The organism is Ectobacillus sp. OTK, from assembly GCF_059698935.1.
On sequence record NZ_AP048547.1, the window covers coordinates 990,048 to 1,015,000 of the forward strand.

Consider the following 24,953-nt stretch of genomic DNA (forward strand, 5'->3'; position numbering starts at 1 on the left):
ATTTCTTTGTTTTTTTTAGGGCAACATATCAATGAGACTGTTCTTAAAAATATCCTAAAAAGTGAAGAATTACAACAGTTTATACAATTTACAAAAAAGGAATTAGGTATCAGGGAGGATTATGAGTGTCCCATCGTGCCAGAAAATCATCAAAAGGATATTACTGGGTTTGCCGTTGAGGATACCGATGCGAGTTTAATATTTTCTCCATCTTATGCACAGGTTCAGCGTATAGAAATTTATCTTGAAACATTGACAGAGAAGATTAATAATTCTTTTGCACATCGGATCCATAGTTATAATGCAATGGAAATTATAGCAAAAGTCAATATATATAACGCTATTGCTCACGAATATGTACATATTCTTCAACATGAAGAAGAGAGAATAAATGCAGAGGTAATTAAAAAGCAAAAGTCTCTACCATACAAAGAAAGAAGTATCGAAATTGAGGCCTTTACGCGAGCGGAGGAGTTAGTTGTTAAATTCACCACAATGAATATCGAAAAAATAAAGATTATTCTTTCCAGAAGACTTGACAACGATTTAGGTGCAGAGCTTACTGATTACCTTAAGCAATTTAATCGTATGAAGTAAAAGATAAGACTCTATTCTGGATATTTTGTTGTTGAGATTATCAATTATATGGAAAAGATTTAAATTATGGTAAAAAAGCTGGGGATAATTCTACGATCCTAACAAACAAAATTAAAGTTATTTCTTCTTGGCAATCACAGCTTCGCTAGTAACTAACTCTATGTACATCCTAAAGTATTATTATTGCTGACAAAGTGCAGAAATGGGTATGTACCCATCGCCATCAAGATAAGAAAAACTAAAGAGTTATTTATCAGAGTTTGGTTGGTTTTTTGGTTTTGGATTAGGGAAGAATTTAAGACTGAGGAATCATAATATCAAATGGAGGTAACTACTCAGGCTCCCTAAAGATATGCAAGACAAATAGAGGCTACCAAGCGGCAGCCCCTATGCTTATCGCATAGGAGTCAGAGTCATCACTCCTGTTTCGTTGTACGTTTTGAGTGTTTGAAAAACAGATCTTCCTTGTTTCCGTAGAGTACCGATTACACTGCGGATACGCAGATAGTTCTTGGCACCGTACTTGCTTCGGAACGAGCCGCTGATTTTATGGCGAATTTTGATAGAGCGAATGTCTCGCTCCGCTAAGTTATTGTCAAACGGAAGGTCCCGATGAATGAGGAATGCCAGCACCGCATCTTTGTGAAGTCTTAGACGACGGAGAAGGTTATATGCCTTACTCTGTTTGACGCGACCTTTCGTATTCGTTTCCTTCTTGGCGGGTGGATGAATCTTCTCACCTTCGGTAAGAATGGCTTCGTATTTTCGTTCCAAGTCTAGGAGTTGATGGGGTGTTAATGTTCCGTTTGCTTCTTCTTTTGCTTTCTTGGCGGACTGGAAGAAGTCCATCATGTCCTTGGCCCACTCCTCTTTGCGATGGTCATAGATGCCTTGCAGTTCTCGTAAATGATGGACATTGCACAACACATGCTGGCACTTGTCATACTTGAAATAAGAAGACCAGCCATCATGCACAGTGATTCCTTCGTAAGAAGGAAGAAGCCCAATTTCATCCATCGCTTCCTTGCCGCGCTTGACATGATGATATTGGAGCGTTACCCGTTCTGTGCTGAATGTGTGCACCCACTCTATCTTTCCTTCGTTACGGATTCCAGTTTCATCGCAGTGTACGACAGGAGATATCAGAGCGAGTTCACGCAGCTCTTCTTCAACTGGCTGAAGGCGCGTACTCCAACGTTGAATCATCGTGTTAAGAGTTCCTTCACTAATGGATTGGTGGCAGACATCTCGAAAAAACTCAGCTGTCCGTGAGAGAGACAAGTGCTGATGGCATGCCAAATACACCGCCATGAGTTCCACATGCGGTCCATATTGTACAACATTTTTCACTTCTGTTGGAAAAGTAGCTTCTTCTGTATGAAGACAGTGTGGACAGATTTTTCTCTCTGCCTGATGCTCTGTCACTTCCAAAATGATGAGCGGAAGATCAAACACTTGTCGTTTCTTTACACCGATAACAGGCTCTCCTTGTAAGGAAGTCTGGCACTGCGAACAGGAAGTAACAGAATGGCGCACCGTATGGTCAGGTGTCTCAACTTGATGAAGGGTATAGCCCACATGCTTTGGCTGTCCACCCGTGAGCCGTCCTGTTTTCCCGCGCAAACTCTTTGTCTTCGGCTTTTGTAGCCCGTCTGATGACGGGGGCTTATGACTGTTTTTGGAGTTTTTTTTAGTGCGAGCTTCCAATTCTTGAACACGTGCTTCTAAGGCTGTGAATGTTTCCGTAAACAAGGAAACAACAGCTTCTGGACCTTGATGATACGCTTCTAAAATTTGTTCTCGGTTTATCATACCCTTCACCTCCATTTTATCGTCTATCTTTAGTGTAAACGGGGATGGGAGGGACTAAACCTTGAAAAACTAGAAAATATGAAACCACCGTGAAGGTGGGTAGCCTGAGTAGTTACTGCAAATCTATATCTGTATTTCTATCAGTATTTAAAATTTTATTTAATTCGTACACATACTTACTATCTATTGCGTATTTCAGAAAAACTATTTCAGAAACACTTTGTAAATATGTATTTTTGTCAAAGTCTTTTACTAACTGTATTCTTGAAAAAAATGAATTCAGGTAACTACTCAGGCTCCCTAAAGATATGCAAGACAAATAGAGGCTACCAAGCGGCAGCCCCTATGCTTATCGCATAGGAGTCAGAGTCATCACTCCTGTTTCGTTGTACGTTTTGAGTGTTTGAAAAACAGATCTTCCTTGTTTCCGTAGAGTACCGATTACACTGCGGATACGCAGATAGTTCTTGGCACCGTACTTGCTTCGGAACGAGCCGCTGATTTTATGGCGAATTTTGATAGAGCGAATGTCTCGCTCCGCTAAGTTATTGTCAAACGGAAGGTCCCGATGAATGAGGAATGCCAGCACCGCATCTTTGTGAAGTCTTAGACGACGGAGAAGGTTATATGCCTTACTCTGTTTGACGCGACCTTTCGTATTCGTTTCCTTCTTGGCGGGTGGATGAATCTTCTCACCTTCGGTAAGAATGGCTTCGTATTTTCGTTCCAAGTCTAGGAGTTGATGGGGTGTTAATGTTCCGTTTGCTTCTTCTTTTGCTTTCTTGGCGGACTGGAAGAAGTCCATCATGTCCTTGGCCCACTCCTCTTTGCGATGGTCATAGATGCCTTGCAGTTCTCGTAAATGATGGACATTGCACAACACATGCTGGCACTTGTCATACTTGAAATAAGAAGACCAGCCATCATGCACAGTGATTCCTTCGTAAGAAGGAAGAAGCCCAATTTCATCCATCGCTTCCTTGCCGCGCTTGACATGATGATATTGGAGCGTTACCCGTTCTGTGCTGAATGTGTGCACCCACTCTATCTTTCCTTCGTTACGGATTCCAGTTTCATCGCAGTGTACGACAGGAGATATCAGAGCGAGTTCACGCAGCTCTTCTTCAACTGGCTGAAGGCGCGTACTCCAACGTTGAATCATCGTGTTAAGAGTTCCTTCACTAATGGATTGGTGGCAGACATCTCGAAAAAACTCAGCTGTCCGTGAGAGAGACAAGTGCTGATGGCATGCCAAATACACCGCCATGAGTTCCACATGCGGTCCATATTGTACAACATTTTTCACTTCTGTTGGAAAAGTAGCTTCTTCTGTATGAAGACAGTGTGGACAGATTTTTCTCTCTGCCTGATGCTCTGTCACTTCCAAAATGATGAGCGGAAGATCAAACACTTGTCGTTTCTTTACACCGATAACAGGCTCTCCTTGTAAGGAAGTCTGGCACTGCGAACAGGAAGTAACAGAATGGCGCACCGTATGGTCAGGTGTCTCAACTTGATGAAGGGTATAGCCCACATGCTTTGGCTGTCCACCCGTGAGCCGTCCTGTTTTCCCGCGCAAACTCTTTGTCTTCGGCTTTTGTAGCCCGTCTGATGACGGGGGCTTATGACTGTTTTTGGAGTTTTTTTTAGTGCGAGCTTCCAATTCTTGAACACGTGCTTCTAAGGCTGTGAATGTTTCCGTAAACAAGGAAACAACAGCTTCTGGACCTTGATGATACGCTTCTAAAATTTGTTCTCGGTTTATCATACCCTTCACCTCCATTTTATCGTCTATCTTTAGTGTAAACGGGGATGGGAGGGACTAAACCTTGAAAAACTAGAAAATATGAAACCACCGTGAAGGTGGGTAGCCTGAGTAGTTACTAAATTTATTACTCCCCATGTTCCTTCTGTCCAAACAACATTAGGTGCATTTTCATAACCACTATTATATGGTTTATATCCAGATACAAGAGTATCCGTTTGATAAGTCATATTATATGTACCCTCATTACTACTCAAATTCATGGGAACATTATTAACTTCAAATCTCTCAAGATATGCAGTTGCAGTTTGTGATAAGTCCTGTCTTCCTATAGCTTCTAGAAAAATAGAACCCCAGGAGCTTGTATCTAGTGCATCTGCTGGATCATTAATTCCTTGGTTAAATCGCTTTTCAGAATAATTCCAATGATACGTTAATAGCGCATTTTCTATAGAGCTAGCAGCCTTTAAATAACGTGAATTTCCAGTTAAGTTCCCAAGGTTTCTAAAAAAGAAATAGGAATCAATATTATGTTCGGTTGAATACCAATTTACATCGGGACCACCCTTTATACTACCTGTACTTTTATCTTGTTGAGATAAAAGATAGTTAGCGATGGAAATAGCAAAATTTCTATATGTAGAATCACCGAATGTTTCTTCATATTTAACTGCTGAATCTCCTACCCATGCTATTGAACCACTCCTCTTTCTTTCATCTAGTGGTCCAGAATAAACATCGTATGAGAAAGCTAGAGAGCCGTCACTGTTTTGCAATTGAGATAAAGTCGATAATATAGATGATGCCCTTCCCTGATCACCTGCCATCGAAAAAGCAAATACAGCCAACGCATCATCATAAATCCAACTTCTTCTATCAATACCTAGCTTATTTACCGGATCATCAATAGGTACATTATATGATCTTATTAACTTGTATTTTGGAACTTCAGTTGTTCCGAATACCTTTTCATCAGATACTCGAACTATTCTCGCGACTTTTTCCCCTTCTCTTACTCCTATAGCAGTACTAGAAGCTGAGTCACTATAAGTAGAAGGTCTGTTCGTATTAAATGAACCATCTGCACTAATAGGAACTTTTGCTTGAAGGTACGGTATATCCGAAACACAATAAATCCATACTTCATACTCCTTAATTACTTCAGAAACAGGCTTCTCTTCTGCAATAGCCTTTATATTATTGGACTTATCTTCTAAAGTAATACGCGGGGTACCATGGAATGTCTTTTCACCAGCACTCCAAGTACCATCAGAATTTAAGGAAGCTCTTCCAATTTCATAATCCATATCTGTTTTATCATAAATAACAATAGAGTAATTTTCCGGATTATCTATGTTATTCCAAACACCACTCACTTCACCAGAATATCCCTGTACATAATTATAATTTGTTTGGAGATAGGGTTGTGATTTAGTTGTATAGTTTGGAAGAGAATTTATGTCTACTTGTCCTGAAACATGGCCAACATAATCATAACTATAATTCTCTGAAAGACTGAGTTTAGAAGGATAAACTGGTGGGTCAAATTGTTTTTTAAGCCAGCTTAGTGACTTGTTTAAATTGTCTCCACTAGCATAGGTAACTTCCTCTGGGAATATAGGTACTAATGAACAAAATAAGGTGAAACATAATAACAGACTGATTAGATTTCTACTTTTCAGGAATTTCACATTTTTTATCTCCTTAAATCCATATATATTGACAGTCAAAATAAAAAAATGCCCTCATATTAGGTGATTTTGAATAGTGCTAAACTGTTCAGAAAGGAGCTTACAGTACTGTCAAGGTATATCGTTTCTTTTGAACTTATCTATCACTATTTGCGATGTCACCCCATTGTACATATTTACCGTTGTAGTTCTAACAAGACGATAACCCCAAAATAATCACTAAACATACAAACAAATTTTCCTTATTTTCTCATGATATCCCTACCTTTTTTTATTTTACCATATGAATAATACGTTTTTAAGAAAAATTTTCCTTAATATCCTATTCAATTCCAGTTTTTATAATCGCGCATTATCGGGAGTCGATGTGTTTAGGGAACTATGAAAAGCCCTTCAGTTAGACTATCTGAAGAGCTTCATGTTCACATAAATAGTCCCAGTACCAGCATCGCAGCAACGCTGGAATTGGGACTTAGAGTAGGAAAAACCGGCTTTTTCGTATTAAAAAGTTCCTTAGCGTATATTTTCCTTAAAATGTTGGCGGGACCCCTGATATAGATCATCATGAGAGAATCCTATACATACAGGCTATTGGAAATCGTGGAGATATTTATAAATAACAGTATTATAATTTTTTTGTAAAGTCAGAGAGACCTTCCTAAAAATAAATTGGAGAGTCTTTCTTGTACCATGTGTACATAATGTCCGCTAATGCTTATTGCGTAATTTTGTTCCATTGCTACACAGACCCCAAATGTCCTGTATATCCGTCGGATTCGCTGCCAATACTATTCGGAAAGGCTGTATTGCTCACATGTTCTTACAACAATGAAAGGCCCTGCGCTCACTAAATATGCAACAGACTGGTACCTACTTTTACGTTTAGCGAACTATAAGGGTGATGATAGTCTAATAGATGGACAGGTCGAACAGAGAGTTTATAATAAACAATAGCAAAAAAGTTCGAGGTGTCCAGATGACAAAGACAAAATATGATGCAGAGTATAAGAGGCAAGTAGCTCAGCTATGCTTGGAGGGGAACAAAACAACTGCCCAAGTGGCAAAAGAATTAGGCATTACGTATAAGACGTTATACCGTTGGGTGACGGAGTACAAAGAAAGTAATGGAACAAGCTTTGTAGGTTCAAGAAATCTGAAGCCGGAAACAGAAGAAGTAGTGAAGCTGCGCCGTCGTAATGCAGAACTTGAGGAAGAGTTGGCAATCCTAAAAAAGGCGCTAGGCATCTTCAGCAGAGATCAGAAGTAAAGTATGCGTTCATCCATGAGCACCAGGATGCTTTTCGCATTGTGAAGATGTGTCAATTGTTAGGTGTATCCAAAAGCGGTTACTATGCCTGGCTCAAGCGTCCAAAGAGCGAGCGGGCAAAAAAGAAAGAAGAACTGGTCCGCCAAGTGAAAAACGAGTATTTACAGTCAGGGCGAATTTATGGGAGTCCGAAGATTACACAGGAACTACGCAAGAAGGGAAACAAGGTGTCACAGAAGACGGTGGCACGCATTATGAGCAGGGAAGGTCTGCGTTCCATTACGGTACGAAAATATAAGAGGCAACAACGAACAGTAACCACCGTTACAAGGTACATGACAATGTGCTGGGCCAGAACTTTGCGGCAACAGCGCCAAATCAGGTTTGGATGGCGGATATTACGTATGTGGAGACAGGCGAAGGCTGGCTGTACCTTGCGAGCATCATGGACCTGTACACACGTAAAATTGTAGGTTGGGCCTGTGACTCCCGCATGACAAAAGAACTTGTGATACAAGCATTTCAGCGTGCAATTAGCAGAGAGCAGCCACAAGGAAGCCTCCTGCATCATTCGGATCGTGGAAGCCAGTATGCCTCAAATGACTATCAGGCGCTCCTTCAGGCACATGAGATAGAAGTGAGCATGAGTCGAAAAGGAAACTGTTATGACAATGCGGTAATCGAATCGTTTCATAGCTTATTGAAAAAAGAGTGGCTGTACCCAAGGAAGTTTAAGACGAGAACCGAAGGAAAACAAGCCATTTTTGAGTACATTGAATGTTTTTATAACCGAAAGCTAAGCCGTGCCGCATTGGGATATGTCTCGCCCTGCGAGTTTGAAGCACAATATTATGCTAACCAGAGACAAGTAGCTGCATAAAATCGGCTATTTCTCTCTGTTTAACGTGTCCATTCTATTAACATAGATCCATTCCATTATGTATAAAAAAAGAGGATCTACGCCCTCGTATTGGACATAGTATCCTCTTCTAATTATAGTATGTTTAATACCGGTTTCCCTCCTAATGTTCTCAATAATTTTTGAAGCTAATTCAGCTGGTGATTTTGCGAATAAGTGTAGTGAATGAGTCACATCAATTAGTGCTTCGTCTATGCTATAAGCATGAAAATCTTCAATAGGAACATATCGTAATAATATTGAAGAAATATGATTAGATACCTTTATATAATAGGCCATTAAAGGATTAACAATATGTATGTCATTTCTCCTTGGAACTTCATATAATCGAGATCCTTGTTTAATGTAGTGTAGTGCTTTTCAAGAGGGAAATAAAAAATCCCTCTTGGAAATAGCACTATTTTTGTGCCGAAAACAGCTGTTTTTTATCATTTAAAACACTTACAGGATAATACACTCTCAAATATGAAATGATAATTATTTGAGGGGTGGTAGTATGAAGTTCAAAATTTGTTTTACAGTTATAATTTTCACTTTAATGTTTATCCTTTCAGGATTTGAGAATAAAGAACGGGTCGAGGTCTCTATTGTTTCAACTTCGATCACCAAACAAGGACTAAGGTATGACATCAAATTAAAATTTACTAATTGTAATGAACTATGCAAAAAGAATTTGAGTTTAAAAGTGAAGCCAGGATTTGATTTAAGAACTTAATGGAACTCAATGGAAGAGAATTATTGTTAATAAGAGGATCAAAACATATTAATGATAATACTGGAAAGTATTTTTTAGAGTACAAAGTTAAAAAGAATGTAAGTGAAAATGAAGTATTTTTCTTTTCTAAATACGCAACATTACTTGTTATGGATGGTACAAAAATAATTCAAAGAGTGCCTTTAAAAAAATATAGAAGTAAAACACTACCTTATTAGTAATAATGCATTAAATAAAAAATACATCTCAATAAACCACTTGTTCAGCCATTTAGTTAAATAGGATAAATGAAAAAAGGACTGTACTCTGTAAAACTAAGGGGATATAAATGGTAATCTAACCCCTAATCTCAATGCCTCAAATAGAATGTTCCACATTGTATAAAAAGGTACATCACTAACTATTAGTGGTGTGCCTTTTTTTATTTATAAGACCTCTAAATGACCTCATTTTTTACTACAACAAAGTTATTTACAACAATAGTATGGTCGTTGTAAAATAGGAACATACATTTGCAGGAACGTACATTCTTATCGGAGGTATATTAATGAAAGATTACACGGTCAAAGAAGTTGCTACTCTTCTAGGGAAGCATGAGGAAACAGTAAAACGATGGATTCGTGCTGGTAAATTACCTAACTCATATAGAAATAGTGATAAAGAAGGGTGGAGAATCCCTGAAAGCGACTTACCCAACCTCAACAAAATTGTTGTTCCTGTCGGAACAACAGAGCAAACACACTACGAAAAAGTAAAACCTGATGTTGATGAAACAGAGTTGGTTAAGCTTGCTTATGAAGCTGTTACCCTAACTTCGCCTACTGATGACATACTATCCATCCTTTCTGTTGTAGGAATTAAACGAACACTAGAGATACTCCTTATCATGCAACAATCTCCTACAAGAGTGAAAAACCCTAATGGGTTCATAAAAAAAGCCATCCAAGAAAATTGGGATTCTGAATCTGTTCCTGTCAAAATACCAAGGAAACAAAGTAAACATTTATACGACCTCACTCAACAAAACTACAACCCAATACATAGCAATGAAACCAAAACATATAAACAAAAAATCCATCTTTACAATTTTTTAGAAGATTAACATTTAAACGTGCAAAGAAGGAGACTGTTTATGATAACTAAATACTGGTATAGTTACTGCCCCGATGGTATTAGAAGTCGGTATGAACTACTTGTATTTGACCATAATAATCAGCCATTTCTACCGTTAACAGACTTTTACCATGACTGCATTGGGAGAATAAGCAAAAGCTCTGCTCTATCATATTTACAATGCCTCCTCCCTTTCTTTAGTTGGCTCGACACTTATAGTAACTACCAAGGAAACCATGTTCACTGGGACGAGAACCCTGAAGCTATAAGAGTGATTGTTGAAGACTACCTTAAGAATGAAATGGCTTGTAAAGTAAGAGAAGAGGACTCCTTTCGTTTTGTAAACCGTACAAGCAAAAGTCCTAACACAGTCAACCTGTTTCTGATTGCTTTAAGGGGGTTCTATAAGTCCCTTACAAGGTTAAAGCAATATAACTATCCCAATCCAATGATAGATCCTATTGCTATTTTAGATGAATACAAAACTCAAACCGACGGTGTGAGAAAGAATAAACCCCGTATGCCATCTGAAGCAGGAACGGAAGAAGCTGTTCCTTACCGAAGATTAACAGATTCATATTTTAAACTTATTAATGAGGAATGGCATCCGGAAATCATTGATGACCCTTACCTTCCTCATCAAGTTTATCAAGCAGGAAAGAAAGTTAGCTGGGCGTTAAGGGAAATGGTGATTACTCGTATGATTTTTGAGACAGGAGCAAGGGTTTCAGAAATAATTGGGTTAACCATCGGAGATTATCGTTCGCGAAAATCTTCCCAGGAGGCTAACACGTTTAGTAAAGGAAGTCATGGTCGGAGGGTGAAGTTTATTCGCTTTGGTAAAGAAACCGTTAAAATGCTCCTGGACTATATAGATACGGAGCGTAAGCAAGTAGATTCCTTACAACGAGGTTTTAATACGTTACCAAGTACAGAACCTATATTCCTTACGGAATTAGGAAGTCCATATAACTATAATGCATGGTTATACCACTGGAACAAAGCAATGAAAAAAAGTGAAATGAAGTTAAATCCTCATAAAGCAAGGCATTGGTTTGTTACCACAAGAATGCGCGAAATCCTTAATACATCTAAAGATAAAGCGGAAATTGAGAAAAGAAAAAAGGAACTCATTCAATATATGAAATGGTCTCCTAAAAGCAATACGATTGAGACATACGAACATCACTTTGAGGAAGAAAAACATCGTGAAGAACATGACAAAATGCTAGAGAACATGGAAAAACGAGGGCAAGAGTACATTGAACAGAAGAAGAACAAGCGAAAGAAAAAACCAACACTAACAGTGTTGGAAACCACTGATGAAACTGAAATTCCGGAGGAATTACGGGATTTATTTGATTGATTGGAGTGATTCATCTGACAGTATCAACGGTTGTACCCAATTCCCCTTTTTATCAGCAGCTAAAAGGTAAAATCGACGAGCGAATCCTTCGCTTACAAGATTCACGAGGAACATTTTTGTTAGATAAGTTAAATAAAGTAAATTTAAAACATTTTGTTAATACCGCATCAGATAAACCTTGGAAAAATCACCTCCTATTGGTGATACTGGTTTATGCTGATAATAATGCAGATGTACTAACAATAAAAAACATCCTATCGACAGTTAATCCAAGAATGAAAGATATCTTCAATGCTTTTTCTTTGAAAGATATGACAGAATTTGATGTGGAAGTACATCTATACCAATACCTAAAAGGAGATGTCTTTCCAGAGCATTCTAACAGTAAGAGAGCAGAGGTATTAATATTGTATAGGATGGGAGCTTACGCAACAAAGAAATGGTTAACGACCAAAAAAGACGCTAAAGAACAGGTCTATTTTGAGCAATTTTTGTTGCCTATGCCATCTTTTGACTCAAGTGATTTTTCGTTTGCTAAATTAGTTCTCTCTGAGAGACATGACAATCGGAAAAATGAAACAGATGCCGTTGTTCCTTTGCTCCCTGAGATTCGAGCGGAAGGAAATTTCCGTATGAATCAAATTAAAAGAATAAGAGATAACTTTTTAGCAGCTTGTGAAAGGGCTAAAAAGCCCGGTGTAGATTTACCTTTAGAATTCTCTTGGGAGGAACCTGAACGGATTGGAGAACGTTTTTATTTTCGTTTATGGGACAAACCTTCGTTTGTATTTCATCACCGAGAGCAGTTCCATACAAGCTCTATAAGGGCGGCTGAGAAACGCTCTGGTGCATATTCAACCGAGAATAACCACTACTTTGTAGAGTTTATCAAAGCAGAATGCATCGAAGATGACGATGTAGCAGAGGGCCCTTGGTTCATCGAGCTTTTTGAAAAAGGTGTTATAGGGCAATGGTCTCTAAGTGGTACTGATGAAGAAAAAGAGCAAAAGCGTGAATTTTTAAATTCATGGGGATATGGAGAAGAAAATTCAACTACAAATCCCCTACCTTTCTATTCGCAGCATGAAGGAATACTCAGCCTTAGTATATTTGTTTCACGTAACCAAGATAAGGCAGATGGAGTTTTGTTTGATACAGAGTCAGTATATACCGCAGCAACCTTCGGTTTGTTAGCGTTAGATATTTTCACCACAACAGGTGCTAGAATCAATGAATTATTACAACTCAACAATGATAACGGCTGTCTCAAGGCAGTGAAGTTTAAAAATAAAATGCGATACTCTTTTTATGCCATCCCAAAAGGTCGAGATGAAGTAGAGCCTTTTTATATCAGCGAACAAACTGTAAGACTAATTAAAGAAATCCAAATGATGTTAAAAGAGCATTATGAAAGTGAAGGAATTCCGAGTGTTGAATATAGGCATACACGCAAGCACTTGTTTCCTGACCCTAAAAAATATTTTCTTCAATATAATCATAGAGCTTTTAAGGAGGTTACGGTTTCGGCATGTGTTCGTTTTTTGGTTCACGGGTTAAGATTTGAAACGCAGGAAGGTAGACCTGTTGTTGTAAAGTCGCACTTATTACGCCATGCGTTTGCCACCGAAGCTGTTCAAAGACAGGCCATGTCAATCAATGTTGTAGCAAAGATTTTACACCAAAAAGATGTTAAAGTAACAGGATACTATTCAGAGCCTACGCCAAGTCAAATAGCTCAATCTGTTAGTGATTTACATGATGTGATTTCTGATTATGTTGACATAGATGAAGTCTACCTCAGAAGTCCTAAAAAGCTCCAAAAGGAGCTAGATGAGTACCAAGAGAGAGTAGGAATATTCAACAACGTTTTGGGTGGAACTTGTGTTACAGATATGGTTTGCCCCATCAAGATGGCATGTTTAGGCTGCCAAGCAAAAATTCCAGAACCGGAAAAAAAGCATGAGTTAGTAGAGGTGATTGATTTATCCAAAGATATGGAAAAACGTTACGCTGCCCTTGGGTTAACGGTAGAGGTAAAAAAAGCAAGAGCAATGAGGAGACATGCACGTAATGAGCTAAAAGAGATTGAGTTAATTGAACGATACAGGGAGGAACAAAATTATGAGTCAAAAGTTCAGTTCAATAAGTGAACGTCCTTGGCTGAAGGATAATCACCTAGCTAGCAGTCAACGTGTAGTTGAATTGGGGCAAAAAGTGATTGACCTTCTAGTTAAAGCTGGTCGCCCTGTCACCTTCAGTTCTATATCGGAAGAGTCAAAAAAACTTGATACTAAAGGAAAAGGTATTCACGAAAATACCATTCGTACAAACAAGGAGTTGTACGACTATTATAAACAACATAGTACAACGTATAAGCGAAAGCAGAACTCTAACAAAACTAGTTCAGCAAACTCTTCCAGTATCGAAGATACTGACTATCGAAAATTAATTCATGACAGAGACTCGGAATATCTAAAAAGGAAATACATGAGGTTAACTAAAGAAGAACTTGTACAAAAACTAATCCATGCAGAACAATATATTGTTGAAAATAATAAAAGTTGGGCAGCCAGTCAATTTGAGAAGTTCCAGTAAAATGTTGTAGTAGTAAATGAGATCATATGTAGTACTAAAAAGGATAGATAAAGCCAATTATATCTGCTTTTATCTATCCTTTTCTCTTACGTCATATAATGTGGAACATTCTATGGGAAGTTATTAATCTGAAAGACCGATAACACCTTTCGGTGTTTTTAACAAAAACTAATCAAGTCCTTCAGGCTTTGCGCATTAGGCCCTTGTGGGTTCAAAACTGCCATCTTCATATCGCAGCCACTAAGGAACAATACAAAGGATAGCGGAAGAAGTGAAGCAAGCTTCCAAAACGCTTTCTTAGGTTGCACGGTATAAATCTCCTTTCTGTTTTGACTATCACTATGCCAATAAAATAATATAAACCTATGAATCTCAGATTGGCAATAGCATGGCGAATATTGTTGAAAAATAGACACAAATAAATCCCTTATTTGTGATTTTTGTTACAGACGGTGTGTTCAAGTTCGTAACATAGCCATATTGTATAACATTCTGATCGTGCCATCCTCATATTCTAAATTTTCTTTCGGAATAAAGTGATGGCAGAGTAGATAATATGTCTCTTATTTGGATATTTAAGGTGAGTCAGGGTATTTTTTTAAGAAAGTAATATGTTTGAATAATCACAAAATTCTGACTAAAAGGTCAAATTTGTATCTTGGGAATATGACTTAAAAGAGTACAGTTAGATGATAGGAGCCCTATTGCTGCACGCTCTCGAAATAGACATACAGACAATGCTGCTCTTTTTTATAAAGGAAAAAAATACGAGTTTTCGGGGAAGTCCTTCCTCTTGTACAATAAAAAGAAAAATAATTAAATGGAGTATCAAATATGCTCAAGGTGATGAAATACGCAGCAAGTCTTATGACTTTTGCAATGTTTACCTCCTCATGCACCTCTGATTTGTCGGATATTATAGAGACACAAAAGGACAAACTGCTTCAAGAAACAGAGGAGGTAGGTACAAAACTGCAGTTATATTTAAAAAAACAAGCGATAATTGAGCATGTGCCTTTTTTGCAGCAGCTGCCAGAATTGCAGAGGGGCTGCGAGGTGACCAGCCTGGCAATGCTTTTACAATATGGTGGAGCGAATGTTGATAAAATGACGCTTGCGAAGGAAATTGCACAGGTTCCCTTTCAAACAGCCGGCAAATACGGTAATCCAAACGAAGGATTTGTCGGAAATATATATACGTTTTCACAGCCAGGATATGGTGTATATCATAAGCCAATCTATAAGCTCGCACAACGGTATGTGCCTGGAAAGGTAATAGATTTAACAGGTCGTGATATACAGGATGTATACAAAATGGTCAGTCTCGGATCTCCAGTTTGGATTATTACAAATGCTACGTTTCAGCCTTTACCAGAGAGTGAATTTGAAACGTGGCAAACACATGCAGGAGCTGTAAAAGTTACGTACCATGAACATAGCGTAGTGATTGTCGGGTATGATGAGGACTATGTATATGTAAATGATCCGTTAGAGGCTGGACCTAGAACAGCTCATCCTCGAAAGCTGTTTGAACAAGCATGGATGCAAATGGGGAAGCAGGCCATTTCTTTATTACCGAAGTAACGGCTCTTGTTTAAGTGGCTTTTTTGTAAGAGAGAAATGGTCCAGCTTTTCATATCTGTTTAGCTCTTTTGTCGTTAGAAAAACGGACTTTGTCAACTTTTTCGGTACATTTATGAAGAAGAGTGCGTTATTTTTTGGTACAATGTAGAGAAATACACATGTAACTTGAGGCGGTAAAGAAGGGATGAGGAGGATGAGAACAGACATGAAAGCAGTTGTGACGAAGGAACAGCTCGTGCAGTGGAGAAGATATCTACATATGTATCCAGAATTATCCTTCCAAGAGGAGAAAACATCTCAATTTGTATTTGATACGTTGTGCACTTTCTCACATTTAGAGGTATCGCGTCCTACGAAATACAGCGTCATGGCTCGATTAATCGGGGGGAAACCGGGAAAAACGATTGCTATCCGGGCTGATATGGATGCATTGCCTATTCAGGAGGAAAATGAGTTTGCATTTGTTTCTAAGCATCCGGGTAAGATGCACGCATGTGGTCATGACGGACATACCGCGATGCTCCTAGGTGCGGCATACGAGCTTTCACAACGTAAGGATGAAGTTTGTGGTGAGGTTCGCTTTTTGTTTCAGCATGCCGAAGAAGACTTTCCAGGCGGAGCGGAGGAAATGGTACAAGCTGGTGTAATGGATGGGGTAGATTATGTAATTGGCGCACATCTTTGGTCACCGCTTCAAGTGGGGAAGATTGGCATCATTTATGGTCCTGCAATGGCATCTCCTGATGTGTTTCGAATTACGGTATTTGGAAAAGGAGGGCATGCTGGTATCCCTCATGAAACGGTTGACAGCATTGCAATTGGAACAAATATTGTATCACAATTGCAGCAAATCGTATCCCGGCACACAAACCCTTTAGATTCTCTTGTTGTATCTGTAACTCAATTTCAAGCTGGTACTACGCATAATGTCATTCCGGATAAAGCGGAAATTGTAGGAACCGTACGGAGTTTGCGCCATGAGTTAAGAGGAGCAGCAGCAGACCGTATTGAGAGAATCGTTAAGGGAATAACGGAAGCACACGGAGCATCCTACACGTTTTCCTATGAGTACGGCTACCGTCCTGTTGTGAACAGTGGTGACATAACAGCGCATATTGAGAAAACCGCGCAAGAGCTGTTCGGAAAAGAAAATGTCGTTTCTCTCTCTCCAACAATGGCGGGTGAAGATTTTTCTGCTTTTTTGCAAAAGGCGCCAGGTTGCTTTTTCTTCATCGGCGCTCGCAATGAGGAAAAAGGGATTATATATCCTCATCATCATCCGCGGTTTACGATCGACGAGGATGGGCTGCCGATGGGAACGGCTCTTTTTACTGAAGCGGCACTTAGCCTCCTCCAAGCAAATGCTTATAAATAGAAATAATTTAGCTGTATGCTACGTAAAATGCAAAAAAGAATCTTTCGTTTTGAAAGGTTCTTTTTTTGCATTAGGAATGATTGCTAAAGGCAGAGAATACAATGAAAACGGGAAAAGAGGAGGGAGTATATGAGGGTGCTAGCCTGGCATGAGACGTTGGAACTTCATGAATTGATTGCATTTCAATCCACTTTGCTATTTAAGATAAAAAAAGCGATACAACATGTGAATGACGCTGAGTTAAAGTCTTTGTACCAAGTATCTATTCAAGCAATTGAGGGTAACTTACGGGAATTGCTGTCATTTTTTTCTACTATAGAAGCATCTCGTGAAGAGAAAGAAATGCCGTTGCTTGAGGATGGATTTTACGCAGGAGATTTGCTGGCAGCGGCAAAAACATCGGTACGCAACTACTCCATTGCGATTACAGAAACTGCAACACCAGAATTGCGCGAAGTATTATTAAAACAGCTGAACGGTGCAGTTCGTTTGCATGAACAAGTATATAACTATATGGCGAGACGCGGTTTATATCCAGCCTACGATTTAGGAAAATTGCTGCAGGGCGATGTGCGTAGAGCACAAAAGGCTATTTCCATGAAGTATTAGAGTGGAAGGAAAGTTATCACAGGGGATATTCTCCTCGGCTAGAAGAGAATCTGATTGCAGAATATAAGCAATGATTCACGATGAAAAAAGGGGGCTGTCAATGTGAATCATTCTTTTATTCCAAGTAATGAGGTTCAAGCCGCTGCGATGCAGGCCTTACAAGGACGCGGAGTCCGAATTGAGGACATTGCAGAATTGACGTTCTTTTTGCAAAAGTCATATATTCCTGACTTGACAATACAGGACTGTATAGAGAGTGTCGAGCACGTATTGAAGAAGCGAGAGGTACAGAATGCCCTGTTAACAGGGATTGAGCTTGACCTATTGGCTGAGAGCGGTAAGCTGTCCGCGCCGCTTCAGCAGCTGATCGAAAAAGACGAGAGCTTGTACGGCGTAGATGAAACACTTGCTCTTTCTGTTTTAAATTTGTACGGAAGTATTAGTTTTACGAACTATGGGCATATCGATAAGCTGAAGGAAGGGATTCTGCAGAGTTTAAATGATAAGTCGTCCGGAAAGGTTCATGCATTTTTGGATGATTTAGTAGGAGCGATTGCAGCGGCAGCATCAAGCCGGCTTGCTCACCGCTACAGAGCAGTGCTGGAAAATAGTGTCCTTCTTTCCTAAAGTAAACAGGGACGGCTAGACCGTCCCTGTTTTTATTTTTGAAAGTAAGAAAGCATAACTTTTTGTGTAGATACTGTTCAGCTCCCGCAGTCCGCTTTCTGCGGAGGAAGCCCCTTCGCCCGCAGAGACAACAATGTGTGGGGAACTGCATCTGCCCTTCTTATACAAGTCCAAGTGCTCTTACAATTTGTGCAACGAGGAATGTTATCACTATCGCAAGACCTGTCGGAATGGCAAAGGATAAAAACGTCCATTTCACGCTTCTCGTTTCCTTATAAATATTAACTAATGTTGTACCGCAAGGAAAGTGGAGGAGTGAAAATAGCATCATATTTAATGCAGTTAGCCACGTCCATCCATGATTCAGAAAGATTTGCTTCAATTGCGTTAAATCCTCTACCTCTGTTAACGATCCTGTTGCTAAATACCCCATTAGCAAAATTGGTACGACAATTTCATTTGCCGGGAGACCAAGAATAAAAGCAGCTAAAATGAAGCCATCTAATCCGAGAAACCGGGCAAACGGATCAAGGAAGTTCACGATGTACATTAAAATACTTGTGTCCCCGATATAAATATTAGCTAATACCCATGTTAATATAGCAGCGGGAGCAGCTACTATGACGGCTCGCTTCAATACATATACCGATTTATCGAGAGTTGCACGAATAATCGTATTCCAAAACTTTGGCTTGCGGTAAGGCGGCAATTCTAGCGTATATTGAGTAGGAACTCCTCGTAACGCGGTTTTGGAAAGAACCCATGATACAGTGAGTGTAACAATGATGCCGAACACGACCATTCCAACAACGACTGCTGATGTGACAAAGGTCTGCAGTCCACCAGTATAGCCCGCTGCCATGAACAAGGAAGCGAGAAGGATGAGTGTCGGCCATCGTCCATTACAAGGAACGAAATTGTTTGTGAGGATAGCCAGTATTCGTTCGCGAGGCGATTCAATAATACGCGTCGACATAATCGCAGCAGCATTACAGCCAAAGCCCATCGCCATTGTTAAGGATTGCTTACCGTGAGCTCCTGCTCTTTTAAAGAGTCGATCCATGTTAAAAGCTACACGCGGCAAGTATCCGTAATTTTCTAAAAGAGCGAAGGCGGGAAAGAAGATAGCCATTGGAGGCAGCATAACGCTAATTACCCAGGATGTTCCGCGAAATAAGCCGAGAACGAGCACCCCATGTAGCCAATCTGGAGCGTGCATAGCTTGGAACCAAATTGTTAAGTATCCTTCTATCCATCCAAAAAACTCAGCAAGCATTGAAGAAGGAATATTGGCCCCGGCAATTGTTAAGTAGAAAATAGCAGAAAGCATGGCAAGCATAATAGGAAATCCCCAAATAGGAGATGTGAAAATATTATCGAGTTTCTCGGAACGACGTAGTCTTTCCCGATCCTTATAAGAAACAGCTGTTTTGCAAATGCTATGTGAGGAGCGGTAGATGCTTGCGACAATATCATCACGGATATCTTCTCCCGCTAAATGTTTTGCACGCTGAATAAACTGTTCAAGAGAAGGTGCTTCATTGGCTGAACGATACTCCATTGACGAAAACCTCCTTTACAGATGGTGTTTTATAATTTCGCTGTAGGGTTTTCAACAAGCCTTCATCCCCGTCGAGCATACGCAGTGCCACCCAGCGAGCTGGATAAGCATCCTGAAACAGTTTTTTCACCTCGGGTTCCAGCACAGCTATCATTTCTTCAATAGAATCACTGTATCTCACTTGAAATGGCTTTGGCTTGAGTGTCCCTTTCGCCACGAGTTCAATCGTATCGAGCAGCTGCTTTAGGCCGGTTTTGTTCCTAGCAGAGATTTTTACAACAGGTACACCAAGGGAATGTGACAATTTTTCTGCATCTACTGTAATTCCCTTTTTCTCCGCTTCATCTATTAGATTTACGCATACGACAACATTGTTGGTCATTTCCATCACTTGAAGAGCAAGATTCAAATTTCTCTCCATTGCAGTAGCATCGAGCACGACGACTGTAACGTCAGGATTTTCAAAGATAATATAATCGCGTGCAATTTCCTCGTCTGCAGAATTAGAATGAAGGGAATACGTGCCAGGCAAGTCAACGATGATATAGCCCTGTTCATTGTGTAAATATTCTCCCTCTGCTTTTGCTACCGTTTTTCCTGTCCAGTTTCCTGTATGCTGCCTTAACCCTGTTAATGTATTAAAAAGTGTGCTTTTTCCGGTATTTGGATTTCCTGCTAAAGCAATACGGTATTTACTCATACTGTTCATCTCCTATACCTCTACAAAATATGAGGGAGCTTTCTTCTTTTCGTAACGCAATTGTTGTACTGCTTACTTGATAAGCGACCGGATCTCCAAGGGGGCTTTTTTGCAGCACTTTAATAATAGCACCCGGAATAAATCCTAAATCGAGTAATCTGCGTTTTAATGTACCACGAAGCTCAATCCGTTCTAGCATGACGACGTGCCCTGTTGAGAATTGAGAAAGGGGCTGGATCTTAGTCGAATCCATAAGAGTTATCCCACCTCTATTTTTTTAGTTTGGACTTAAAAATTTGCCTTAGGGAAACTTTTCGTTAGTATAATACTATTTAATTCATCTGCATGTTGTCAATATATACTTCTAACGTATTCGCTAAAATTTGAAATTGTGCCAACTGATTTGCCCTCGGGCAATTTTTTTGTATAGGTCGATTAAGAGAGAGAGGAGGATTTTGTTTACATTAAATTTACAATCGGAACATATTGTTTACAATTTGCGTATTTCTTGAAGAGAAAAGCAGGCATTTTAATGCTTATCCATAAAGAGTTTTATTTGAAAGTGCATATAATGGACGTTTCTGTAAAAAACTACAATCATAAACATCTTTACTTAAAATTAAAAAACGCTTAACACTAACACAATATTCTTGTCCTACAATGAGTTTGTGCTTGAGTGAATGGCACGAAAGAATCAGTGTCAAAAATGAAAAAGCAAATAATGGGGGTTCAAAAAAACATGGCTAAAAAAGGTTTTAAATTCACGATTGCAGCTTTACTTATTACTGGCGCGCTTGCAGGTTGCGGAAAAGCAGACGATACAGCAAATGATGCAGGCACTAACGATGCTGCGAAGCAAGAGTTGTCTGGAACAATTACGGCGGCTGGTTCTACGGCGCTACAACCGCTTGCTGAAGAGGCTGCAGCTGAATTTATGGGAGAAAACCCTAATGTATCTATTACAGTACAAGGCGGCGGAAGCGGAACAGGTATTAACCAGGTAGCATCTGGTGCGGTTCAAATTGGTAACTCCGATGTTCCAGCTAAGGACAAAATTGAAGATGAAGCTCAAGCGAAAGAGCTTGTTGACAATAAGGTGGCAGGTATCGCGTTTGGTGTAGTAGTAAATAAGGATATCACTGTGGATAATCTAACAGTTCAACAAATTGCTGATATCTTCGCAGGTAAGATTACAAACTGGAAAGAAGTAGGCGGTAAGGATGAGAAAATTAACGTAATCAACCGCCCTGCATCCTCTGGTACTCGTGCAACATTCGAAAAGACAATCTTAAATGGCACAAAAGCTAACGACAGCATTGGAACAACACAAGATTCTAACGGTGCAGTAGAACAGGCGGTTAACTCGACTCCTGGCGCTATCAGCTATCTTGCAATGTCCTACATGATCGGCGAGAAAAAAGAAGCATTAAAAACAGTTAAAATCGACGGCGCAGAACCTACTATCGAAAACATTGCTGCGGGCAAATATCCGTTCTGGTCTTATGAGTACATGATTACAAAAGGTGAAGCAAAAGACGCGGTAAAAGCTTACATCGATTTCGTTGCTGGTGAAGATTTCGAGAAGAGAGTAGAAGAAATGGGTTATATCCCAATGACAAAGCTTAACAAATAAATAACAGGTAATGGGCTGGCTATGAAGCCAGTCCTAGTCCTGTTCATTTTGATATATCGTTTAGATAGGGTGATAAAAGAGATGAAGGGGCAAAAACAAATTAATTATGTAAAAAGCGAGTATATAGGAAGATCGCTTGTTACGTTTTGTGGAATTTTCATAGTATTCATTACATTAGCAATCATTGCGTTTATTTGTGCAAAAGGTATTCAATCCTTTACCCAAAGCGGCATTTCCTTTGCTGAGATGCTAACGTCTACGAAATGGAATCCCAATAGCGAGAAGCCGGTATTCGGCGCTGTTATTTTTATCGTGGGTTCCACGCTCGTATCAATTGGTGCCGTTCTGATCAGTGCCCCGATTGCAATCGGGCTTGCAATTTTTATGAATTTGATTTCACCAAAGTTTGGAAATAGAGTCCTAAAGCCTGTTCTAGAGCTTTTAGTTGGAATTCCGTCTGTTGTATATGGTTTATTAGGGGTTACAATTCTTATTCCTCTTTTACGCGACTCGTTTGGGGGAGTTGGATTTAGCTTAGTGGCAGGGATTGTGGTGCTCAGCATTATGATTTTACCGACTATTGCCAGTATTGCGTCTGATGCAATTCGTTCTGTTCCGTTTGAATATTTAGAGGCTTCGTATGGGCTCGGCTCTACAAAATGGCAGGCTATTAGCCGTGTTATCGTTCCTGCTGCAAAAAGCGGTATTTTAACCGGCATTGTTCTTGGCTTGGCCCGTGCATTCGGTGAAGCGCTAGCTGTACAGATGGTAATTGGAAATACGATTAAGCTTCCAACAGGCTTGTATAGTCCAACATCGACATTGACAGGTATTCTAACAATGGACATGACGAATACTTTAAACGGTACTCCATGGAACAATGCATTATGGACGTTAGCTATGATTCTTCTCCTGATTTCCTTTATCTTCATTTTAATTATTCGAGCGATCGGTCAAAGAGGTGAACGTTAAATTATGAACGCGAGAACAGTCAATAATATTTGGACAGGGGTTTTATATACTTTAGCGTCCTTGGTCGTCGCTTTATTAGTCTTCTTTATGTATCAAATTCTCGCTAAAGGCTGGGGCTTTTGGGACCCGGACTTTTTATTTGGAAGACCTAGCAATACAAGGGCTGGCGGAGGGATCGGTCCGCAATTGCTTAACTCATTCTACATGCTGTTCCTTACGCTGCTTATATCTATCCCGCTCGGGCTGGGAGCCGGTATCTACTTAGCAGAGTATGCAAAGAAGGGACGATTTCTAAACTTTGTTCGTTTATGTATTGAAACGATGGCATCTCTTCCTTCTATTGTTGTAGGCTTATTCGGTTTATTAGTATTTGTTACTCTTACGAGTTGGGGATATACGGTTATTGGTGGTGCACTTGCGCTTACTATTTTAAATCTGCCTGGTTTAACACGTGTTTGTGAGAATGCAATTGTCGATATTCCAAGCAGTGTGAAAGAAGCAAGCTTAGGGCTCGGTGCAACAAAATGGCAGACGATTGTGAGAATTATGATTCCTTCTGCAGTGCCTCAAATTATCACAGGTGTTATTTTGGCAGCGGGAAGAATCTTCGGGGAAGCAGCAGCCTTAATCTTTACTGCGGGATTAACAACCCCGATTCTTAACTCAGCAGCAGACTTTAACAGTCCAATGCATCCGCTTAATCCATTCCGTCCTGCTGAAACATTGGCAGTTCATATTTGGAAGCTAAATTCGGAAGGGATTGTACCTGATGCAGGTTTAATTGCAACAAGATCCGCTGCGATTTTAATTGTAATGGTTCTTTTGTTTAATGTACTAGCTCGCCTGTTAGCTAGCGTTCTTCATAGCCGTTTTTCTGGAACAAGGACACGTAAAACGAAAACAAAAGCAGCTTGATTCAAAAGTCGTTACTTGTCATAGAGTAACGGCTTTTTTAACAAAATTATGAAAGAATTCCCCTCCTTTGGTGCGTAATAAGCGTAGGTAGGTTCATATTAATAAAGTATAGCTTTTAGGGACATTGTCAGGTTTTATTGGCCTGCTCACTGTGGGAGAAACCTGATTCGATAAGGAAGAAAGTGCCCTGTGTGATGGAGAGTATTCTTCTGCAGGAGCTGTAATGCCGCCTCTCACTTAGAATGGAGTAAAGTACATGCGGAGAATATCGAAAAAAAGGTTGCATTTGTATCTTCAACTTGTTATATTTATATTCGCTGCTGAGAGCGGCGAACATAAAAAAACAATCTTTGATAAAAGTTGTTGACAGTTAATTTTTGAAATGATAAGATGTAAAAGTCGCTTTTGAGCGATGGACAAGTTCTTTGAAAACTGAACAAAACACAAAACGTCAATTTTTATTTATGAAGCTAGACAAACACTTTTATGGAGAGTTTGATCCTGGCTCAGGATGAACGCTGGCGGCGTGCCTAATACATGCAAGTCGAGCGAGGTTCTTCAGAACCTAGCGGCGGACGGGTGAGTAACACGTGGGTAACCTGCCTGTAAGACTGGGATAACTTCGGGAAACCGAAGCTAATACCGGATACTTTTTCGCATCGCATGATGTGAAATGGAAAGGCGGCTTTGGCTGTCGCTTACAGATGGACCCGCGGCGCATTAGCTAGTTGGTGAGGTAACGGCTCACCAAGGCGACGATGCGTAGCCGACCTGAGAGGGTGATCGGCCACACTGGGACTGAGACACGGCCCAGACTCCTACGGGAGGCAGCAGTAGGGAATCTTCGGCAATGGGCGAAAGCCTGACCGAGCAACGCCGCGTGAGCGATGAAGGCCTTCGGGTCGTAAAGCTCTGTTGTTAAGGAAGAACAAGTGCGAGAGTAACTGCTCGTACCTTGACGGTACTTAACGAGAAAGCCACGGCTAACTACGTGCCAGCAGCCGCGGTAATACGTAGGTGGCGAGCGTTATCCGGAATTATTGGGCGTAAAGCGCGCGCAGGCGGTTTCTTAAGTCTGATGTGAAAGCCCACGGCTCAACCATGGAGGGTCATTGGAAACTGGGAAACTTGAGTGCA

General features: G+C 40.0%; 19 protein-coding genes, 1 rRNA gene and 2 pseudogenes (1 of these 22 only partly in view). 14 read left to right on the plus strand and 8 right to left on the minus strand.

The genetic code is table 11. The annotated features are described in order from the left end of the window. Window positions 1-6 precede the first annotated feature (6 nt). Window positions 7-597 (plus strand): hypothetical protein, encoded by a 591-nt coding sequence (locus AC6HZ4_RS04890; protein ID WP_497493891.1) that lies wholly within the window; start codon window positions 7-9, stop codon window positions 595-597. 393 nt (window positions 598-990) lie between these two features. Here the strand turns inward: AC6HZ4_RS04890 and tnpC (AC6HZ4_RS04895) are convergent, their stop codons facing one another. The 3 genes from tnpC (AC6HZ4_RS04895) to AC6HZ4_RS04905 form a co-directional block, all read right to left on the minus strand. Then, window positions 991-2,409: an IS66 family transposase gene (gene tnpC / locus AC6HZ4_RS04895; protein ID WP_497492759.1), complete on the minus strand. Its 1,419-nt coding sequence runs from the start codon at window positions 2,407-2,409 to the stop codon at window positions 991-993. 349 nt (window positions 2,410-2,758) lie between these two features. Further along, window positions 2,759-4,177 (minus strand): IS66 family transposase, encoded by a 1,419-nt coding sequence (gene tnpC, locus AC6HZ4_RS04900; protein ID WP_497492759.1) that lies wholly within the window; start codon window positions 4,175-4,177, stop codon window positions 2,759-2,761. A 29-nt stretch (window positions 4,178-4,206) separates the two neighbouring features. After that, on the minus strand, window positions 4,207-5,865 hold the full coding sequence (locus AC6HZ4_RS04905) for a hypothetical protein (protein WP_497493892.1): 1,659 nt from the start codon (window positions 5,863-5,865) through the stop codon (window positions 4,207-4,209). Between the two features lie 976 nt (window positions 5,866-6,841). Here AC6HZ4_RS04905 and AC6HZ4_RS04910 point away from each other — a divergent pair. Beyond that, a pseudogene (locus tag AC6HZ4_RS04910) lies at window positions 6,842-8,012 on the plus strand (IS3 family transposase). A gap of 6 nt (window positions 8,013-8,018) precedes the next feature. Here AC6HZ4_RS04910 and AC6HZ4_RS04915 read toward each other — a convergent pair. After that, entirely contained in the window at window positions 8,019-8,396 is a 378-nt protein-coding gene (locus tag AC6HZ4_RS04915) for a Y-family DNA polymerase (RefSeq protein ID WP_497495602.1), read from the minus strand. Between the two features lie 917 nt (window positions 8,397-9,313). On the opposite strand from AC6HZ4_RS04915, the gene AC6HZ4_RS04920 reads away from it, so the two are divergent. From AC6HZ4_RS04920 to AC6HZ4_RS04935, 4 genes are read left to right on the plus strand one after another with little or no spacing between them, the layout of a single operon-like run. Further along, window positions 9,314-9,868, plus strand: a complete 555-nt coding sequence (locus tag AC6HZ4_RS04920; protein WP_497493810.1) for a helix-turn-helix domain-containing protein — start codon at window positions 9,314-9,316, stop codon at window positions 9,866-9,868. A gap of 30 nt (window positions 9,869-9,898) precedes the next feature. Beyond that, on the plus strand, window positions 9,899-11,245 hold the full coding sequence (locus AC6HZ4_RS04925) for a tyrosine-type recombinase/integrase (protein WP_497493811.1): 1,347 nt from the start codon (window positions 9,899-9,901) through the stop codon (window positions 11,243-11,245). 14 nt (window positions 11,246-11,259) lie between these two features. Beyond that, window positions 11,260-13,395 (plus strand): site-specific integrase, encoded by a 2,136-nt coding sequence (locus tag AC6HZ4_RS04930; RefSeq protein ID WP_497495596.1) that lies wholly within the window; start codon window positions 11,260-11,262, stop codon window positions 13,393-13,395. Continuing rightward, complete coding sequence (locus AC6HZ4_RS04935) at window positions 13,367-13,840, plus strand: hypothetical protein (RefSeq protein ID WP_497493812.1); 474 nt, start codon at window positions 13,367-13,369, stop codon at window positions 13,838-13,840. Before AC6HZ4_RS04930 ends, AC6HZ4_RS04935 begins: the two co-directional genes overlap by 29 nt. Before the next feature lie 170 nt (window positions 13,841-14,010). Here AC6HZ4_RS04935 and AC6HZ4_RS04940 read toward each other — a convergent pair. Further along, window positions 14,011-14,148, minus strand: a pseudogene (locus AC6HZ4_RS04940) (cytochrome aa3 quinol oxidase subunit II); the annotation flags it as partial. A 571-nt stretch (window positions 14,149-14,719) separates the two neighbouring features. On the opposite strand from AC6HZ4_RS04940, the gene AC6HZ4_RS04945 reads away from it, so the two are divergent. From AC6HZ4_RS04945 to AC6HZ4_RS04960, 4 genes are all read left to right on the plus strand, one after another. Continuing rightward, window positions 14,720-15,424, plus strand: coding sequence for a C39 family peptidase (locus tag AC6HZ4_RS04945; protein WP_497495603.1), 705 nt, complete (start codon window positions 14,720-14,722; stop codon window positions 15,422-15,424). 193 nt (window positions 15,425-15,617) lie between these two features. Continuing rightward, window positions 15,618-16,799, plus strand: a complete 1,182-nt coding sequence (locus AC6HZ4_RS04950; protein WP_497493893.1) for a M20 family metallopeptidase — start codon at window positions 15,618-15,620, stop codon at window positions 16,797-16,799. 129 nt (window positions 16,800-16,928) lie between these two features. Continuing rightward, window positions 16,929-17,408 (plus strand): spore coat protein, encoded by a 480-nt coding sequence (locus AC6HZ4_RS04955; protein ID WP_497493894.1) that lies wholly within the window; start codon window positions 16,929-16,931, stop codon window positions 17,406-17,408. A gap of 147 nt (window positions 17,409-17,555) precedes the next feature. Further along, window positions 17,556-18,035 carry a phosphatidylglycerophosphatase A family protein gene (locus AC6HZ4_RS04960; RefSeq protein ID WP_497495604.1) on the plus strand — a complete coding sequence of 160 codons (480 nt, stop codon included), beginning with the start codon at window positions 17,556-17,558 and terminating at the stop codon, window positions 18,033-18,035. A 160-nt stretch (window positions 18,036-18,195) separates the two neighbouring features. Here AC6HZ4_RS04960 and AC6HZ4_RS04965 read toward each other — a convergent pair whose 3' ends face one another. Genes AC6HZ4_RS04965 through AC6HZ4_RS04975 form a run of 3 tightly spaced genes read right to left on the minus strand, consistent with a single transcriptional unit; the run spans window position 18,196 to window position 20,549 of the window. Continuing rightward, window positions 18,196-19,596: a nucleoside recognition domain-containing protein gene (locus AC6HZ4_RS04965; RefSeq protein ID WP_497493895.1), complete on the minus strand. Its 1,401-nt coding sequence runs from the start codon at window positions 19,594-19,596 to the stop codon at window positions 18,196-18,198. Continuing rightward, window positions 19,574-20,296, minus strand: a complete 723-nt coding sequence (locus AC6HZ4_RS04970; RefSeq protein ID WP_497493896.1) for a FeoB small GTPase domain-containing protein — start codon at window positions 20,294-20,296, stop codon at window positions 19,574-19,576. Before AC6HZ4_RS04970 ends, AC6HZ4_RS04965 begins: the two co-directional genes overlap by 23 nt. Further along, a complete protein-coding gene (locus tag AC6HZ4_RS04975; protein ID WP_497493897.1) occupies window positions 20,289-20,549 on the minus strand; it encodes a FeoA family protein in 261 nt (86 codons plus the stop codon). The genes AC6HZ4_RS04970 and AC6HZ4_RS04975 overlap by 8 nt, the downstream gene beginning before the upstream one ends. Before the next feature lie 486 nt (window positions 20,550-21,035). Here AC6HZ4_RS04975 and AC6HZ4_RS04980 point away from each other — a divergent pair, with 486 nt between their 5' ends. The 4 genes from AC6HZ4_RS04980 to AC6HZ4_RS04995 all read left to right on the plus strand — a co-directional run. Next, the gene (locus AC6HZ4_RS04980) at window positions 21,036-21,929 is read left to right on the plus strand and encodes a phosphate ABC transporter substrate-binding protein PstS family protein (RefSeq protein WP_497493898.1); all 894 of its coding nucleotides are present in this window, start codon (window positions 21,036-21,038) and stop codon (window positions 21,927-21,929) included. 81 nt (window positions 21,930-22,010) lie between these two features. Further along, window positions 22,011-22,901: a phosphate ABC transporter permease subunit PstC gene (gene pstC / locus AC6HZ4_RS04985; RefSeq protein WP_497493899.1), complete on the plus strand. Its 891-nt coding sequence runs from the start codon at window positions 22,011-22,013 to the stop codon at window positions 22,899-22,901. Between the two features lie 3 nt (window positions 22,902-22,904). Further along, window positions 22,905-23,816, plus strand: a complete 912-nt coding sequence (gene pstA / locus AC6HZ4_RS04990; protein WP_497493900.1) for a phosphate ABC transporter permease PstA — start codon at window positions 22,905-22,907, stop codon at window positions 23,814-23,816. 483 nt (window positions 23,817-24,299) lie between these two features. Then, window positions 24,300-24,953, plus strand: a 16S ribosomal RNA gene (locus AC6HZ4_RS04995); it runs 884 nt beyond the window's last position.

Bases quoted from the DNA above. Each gene is read 5' to 3' on its own strand.
- tnpC (WP_497492759.1), bottom strand. From the start codon at position 2,409: ATGATAAACCGAGAACAAATTTTAGAAGCGTATCATCAAGGTCCAGAA.
- tnpC (WP_497492759.1), bottom strand. From the start codon at position 4,177: ATGATAAACCGAGAACAAATTTTAGAAGCGTATCATCAAGGTCCAGAA.
- AC6HZ4_RS04920 (WP_497493810.1), top strand. From the start codon at position 9,314: ATGAAAGATTACACGGTCAAAGAAGTTGCTACTCTTCTAGGGAAGCAT.
- AC6HZ4_RS04925 (WP_497493811.1), top strand. From the start codon at position 9,899: ATGATAACTAAATACTGGTATAGTTACTGCCCCGATGGTATTAGAAGT.
- AC6HZ4_RS04935 (WP_497493812.1), top strand. From the start codon at position 13,367: ATGAGTCAAAAGTTCAGTTCAATAAGTGAACGTCCTTGGCTGAAGGAT.
- AC6HZ4_RS04945 (WP_497495603.1), top strand. From the start codon at position 14,720: ATGTTTACCTCCTCATGCACCTCTGATTTGTCGGATATTATAGAGACA.
- AC6HZ4_RS04950 (WP_497493893.1), top strand. From the start codon at position 15,618: ATGAGAACAGACATGAAAGCAGTTGTGACGAAGGAACAGCTCGTGCAG.
- AC6HZ4_RS04955 (WP_497493894.1), top strand. From the start codon at position 16,929: ATGAGGGTGCTAGCCTGGCATGAGACGTTGGAACTTCATGAATTGATT.
- AC6HZ4_RS04960 (WP_497495604.1), top strand. From the start codon at position 17,556: ATGCAGGCCTTACAAGGACGCGGAGTCCGAATTGAGGACATTGCAGAA.
- AC6HZ4_RS04965 (WP_497493895.1), bottom strand. From the start codon at position 19,596: ATGGAGTATCGTTCAGCCAATGAAGCACCTTCTCTTGAACAGTTTATT.
- AC6HZ4_RS04970 (WP_497493896.1), bottom strand. From the start codon at position 20,296: ATGAGTAAATACCGTATTGCTTTAGCAGGAAATCCAAATACCGGAAAA.
- AC6HZ4_RS04975 (WP_497493897.1), bottom strand. From the start codon at position 20,549: ATGGATTCGACTAAGATCCAGCCCCTTTCTCAATTCTCAACAGGGCAC.
- AC6HZ4_RS04980 (WP_497493898.1), top strand. From the start codon at position 21,036: ATGGCTAAAAAAGGTTTTAAATTCACGATTGCAGCTTTACTTATTACT.
- pstC (WP_497493899.1), top strand. From the start codon at position 22,011: ATGAAGGGGCAAAAACAAATTAATTATGTAAAAAGCGAGTATATAGGA.
- pstA (WP_497493900.1), top strand. From the start codon at position 22,905: ATGAACGCGAGAACAGTCAATAATATTTGGACAGGGGTTTTATATACT.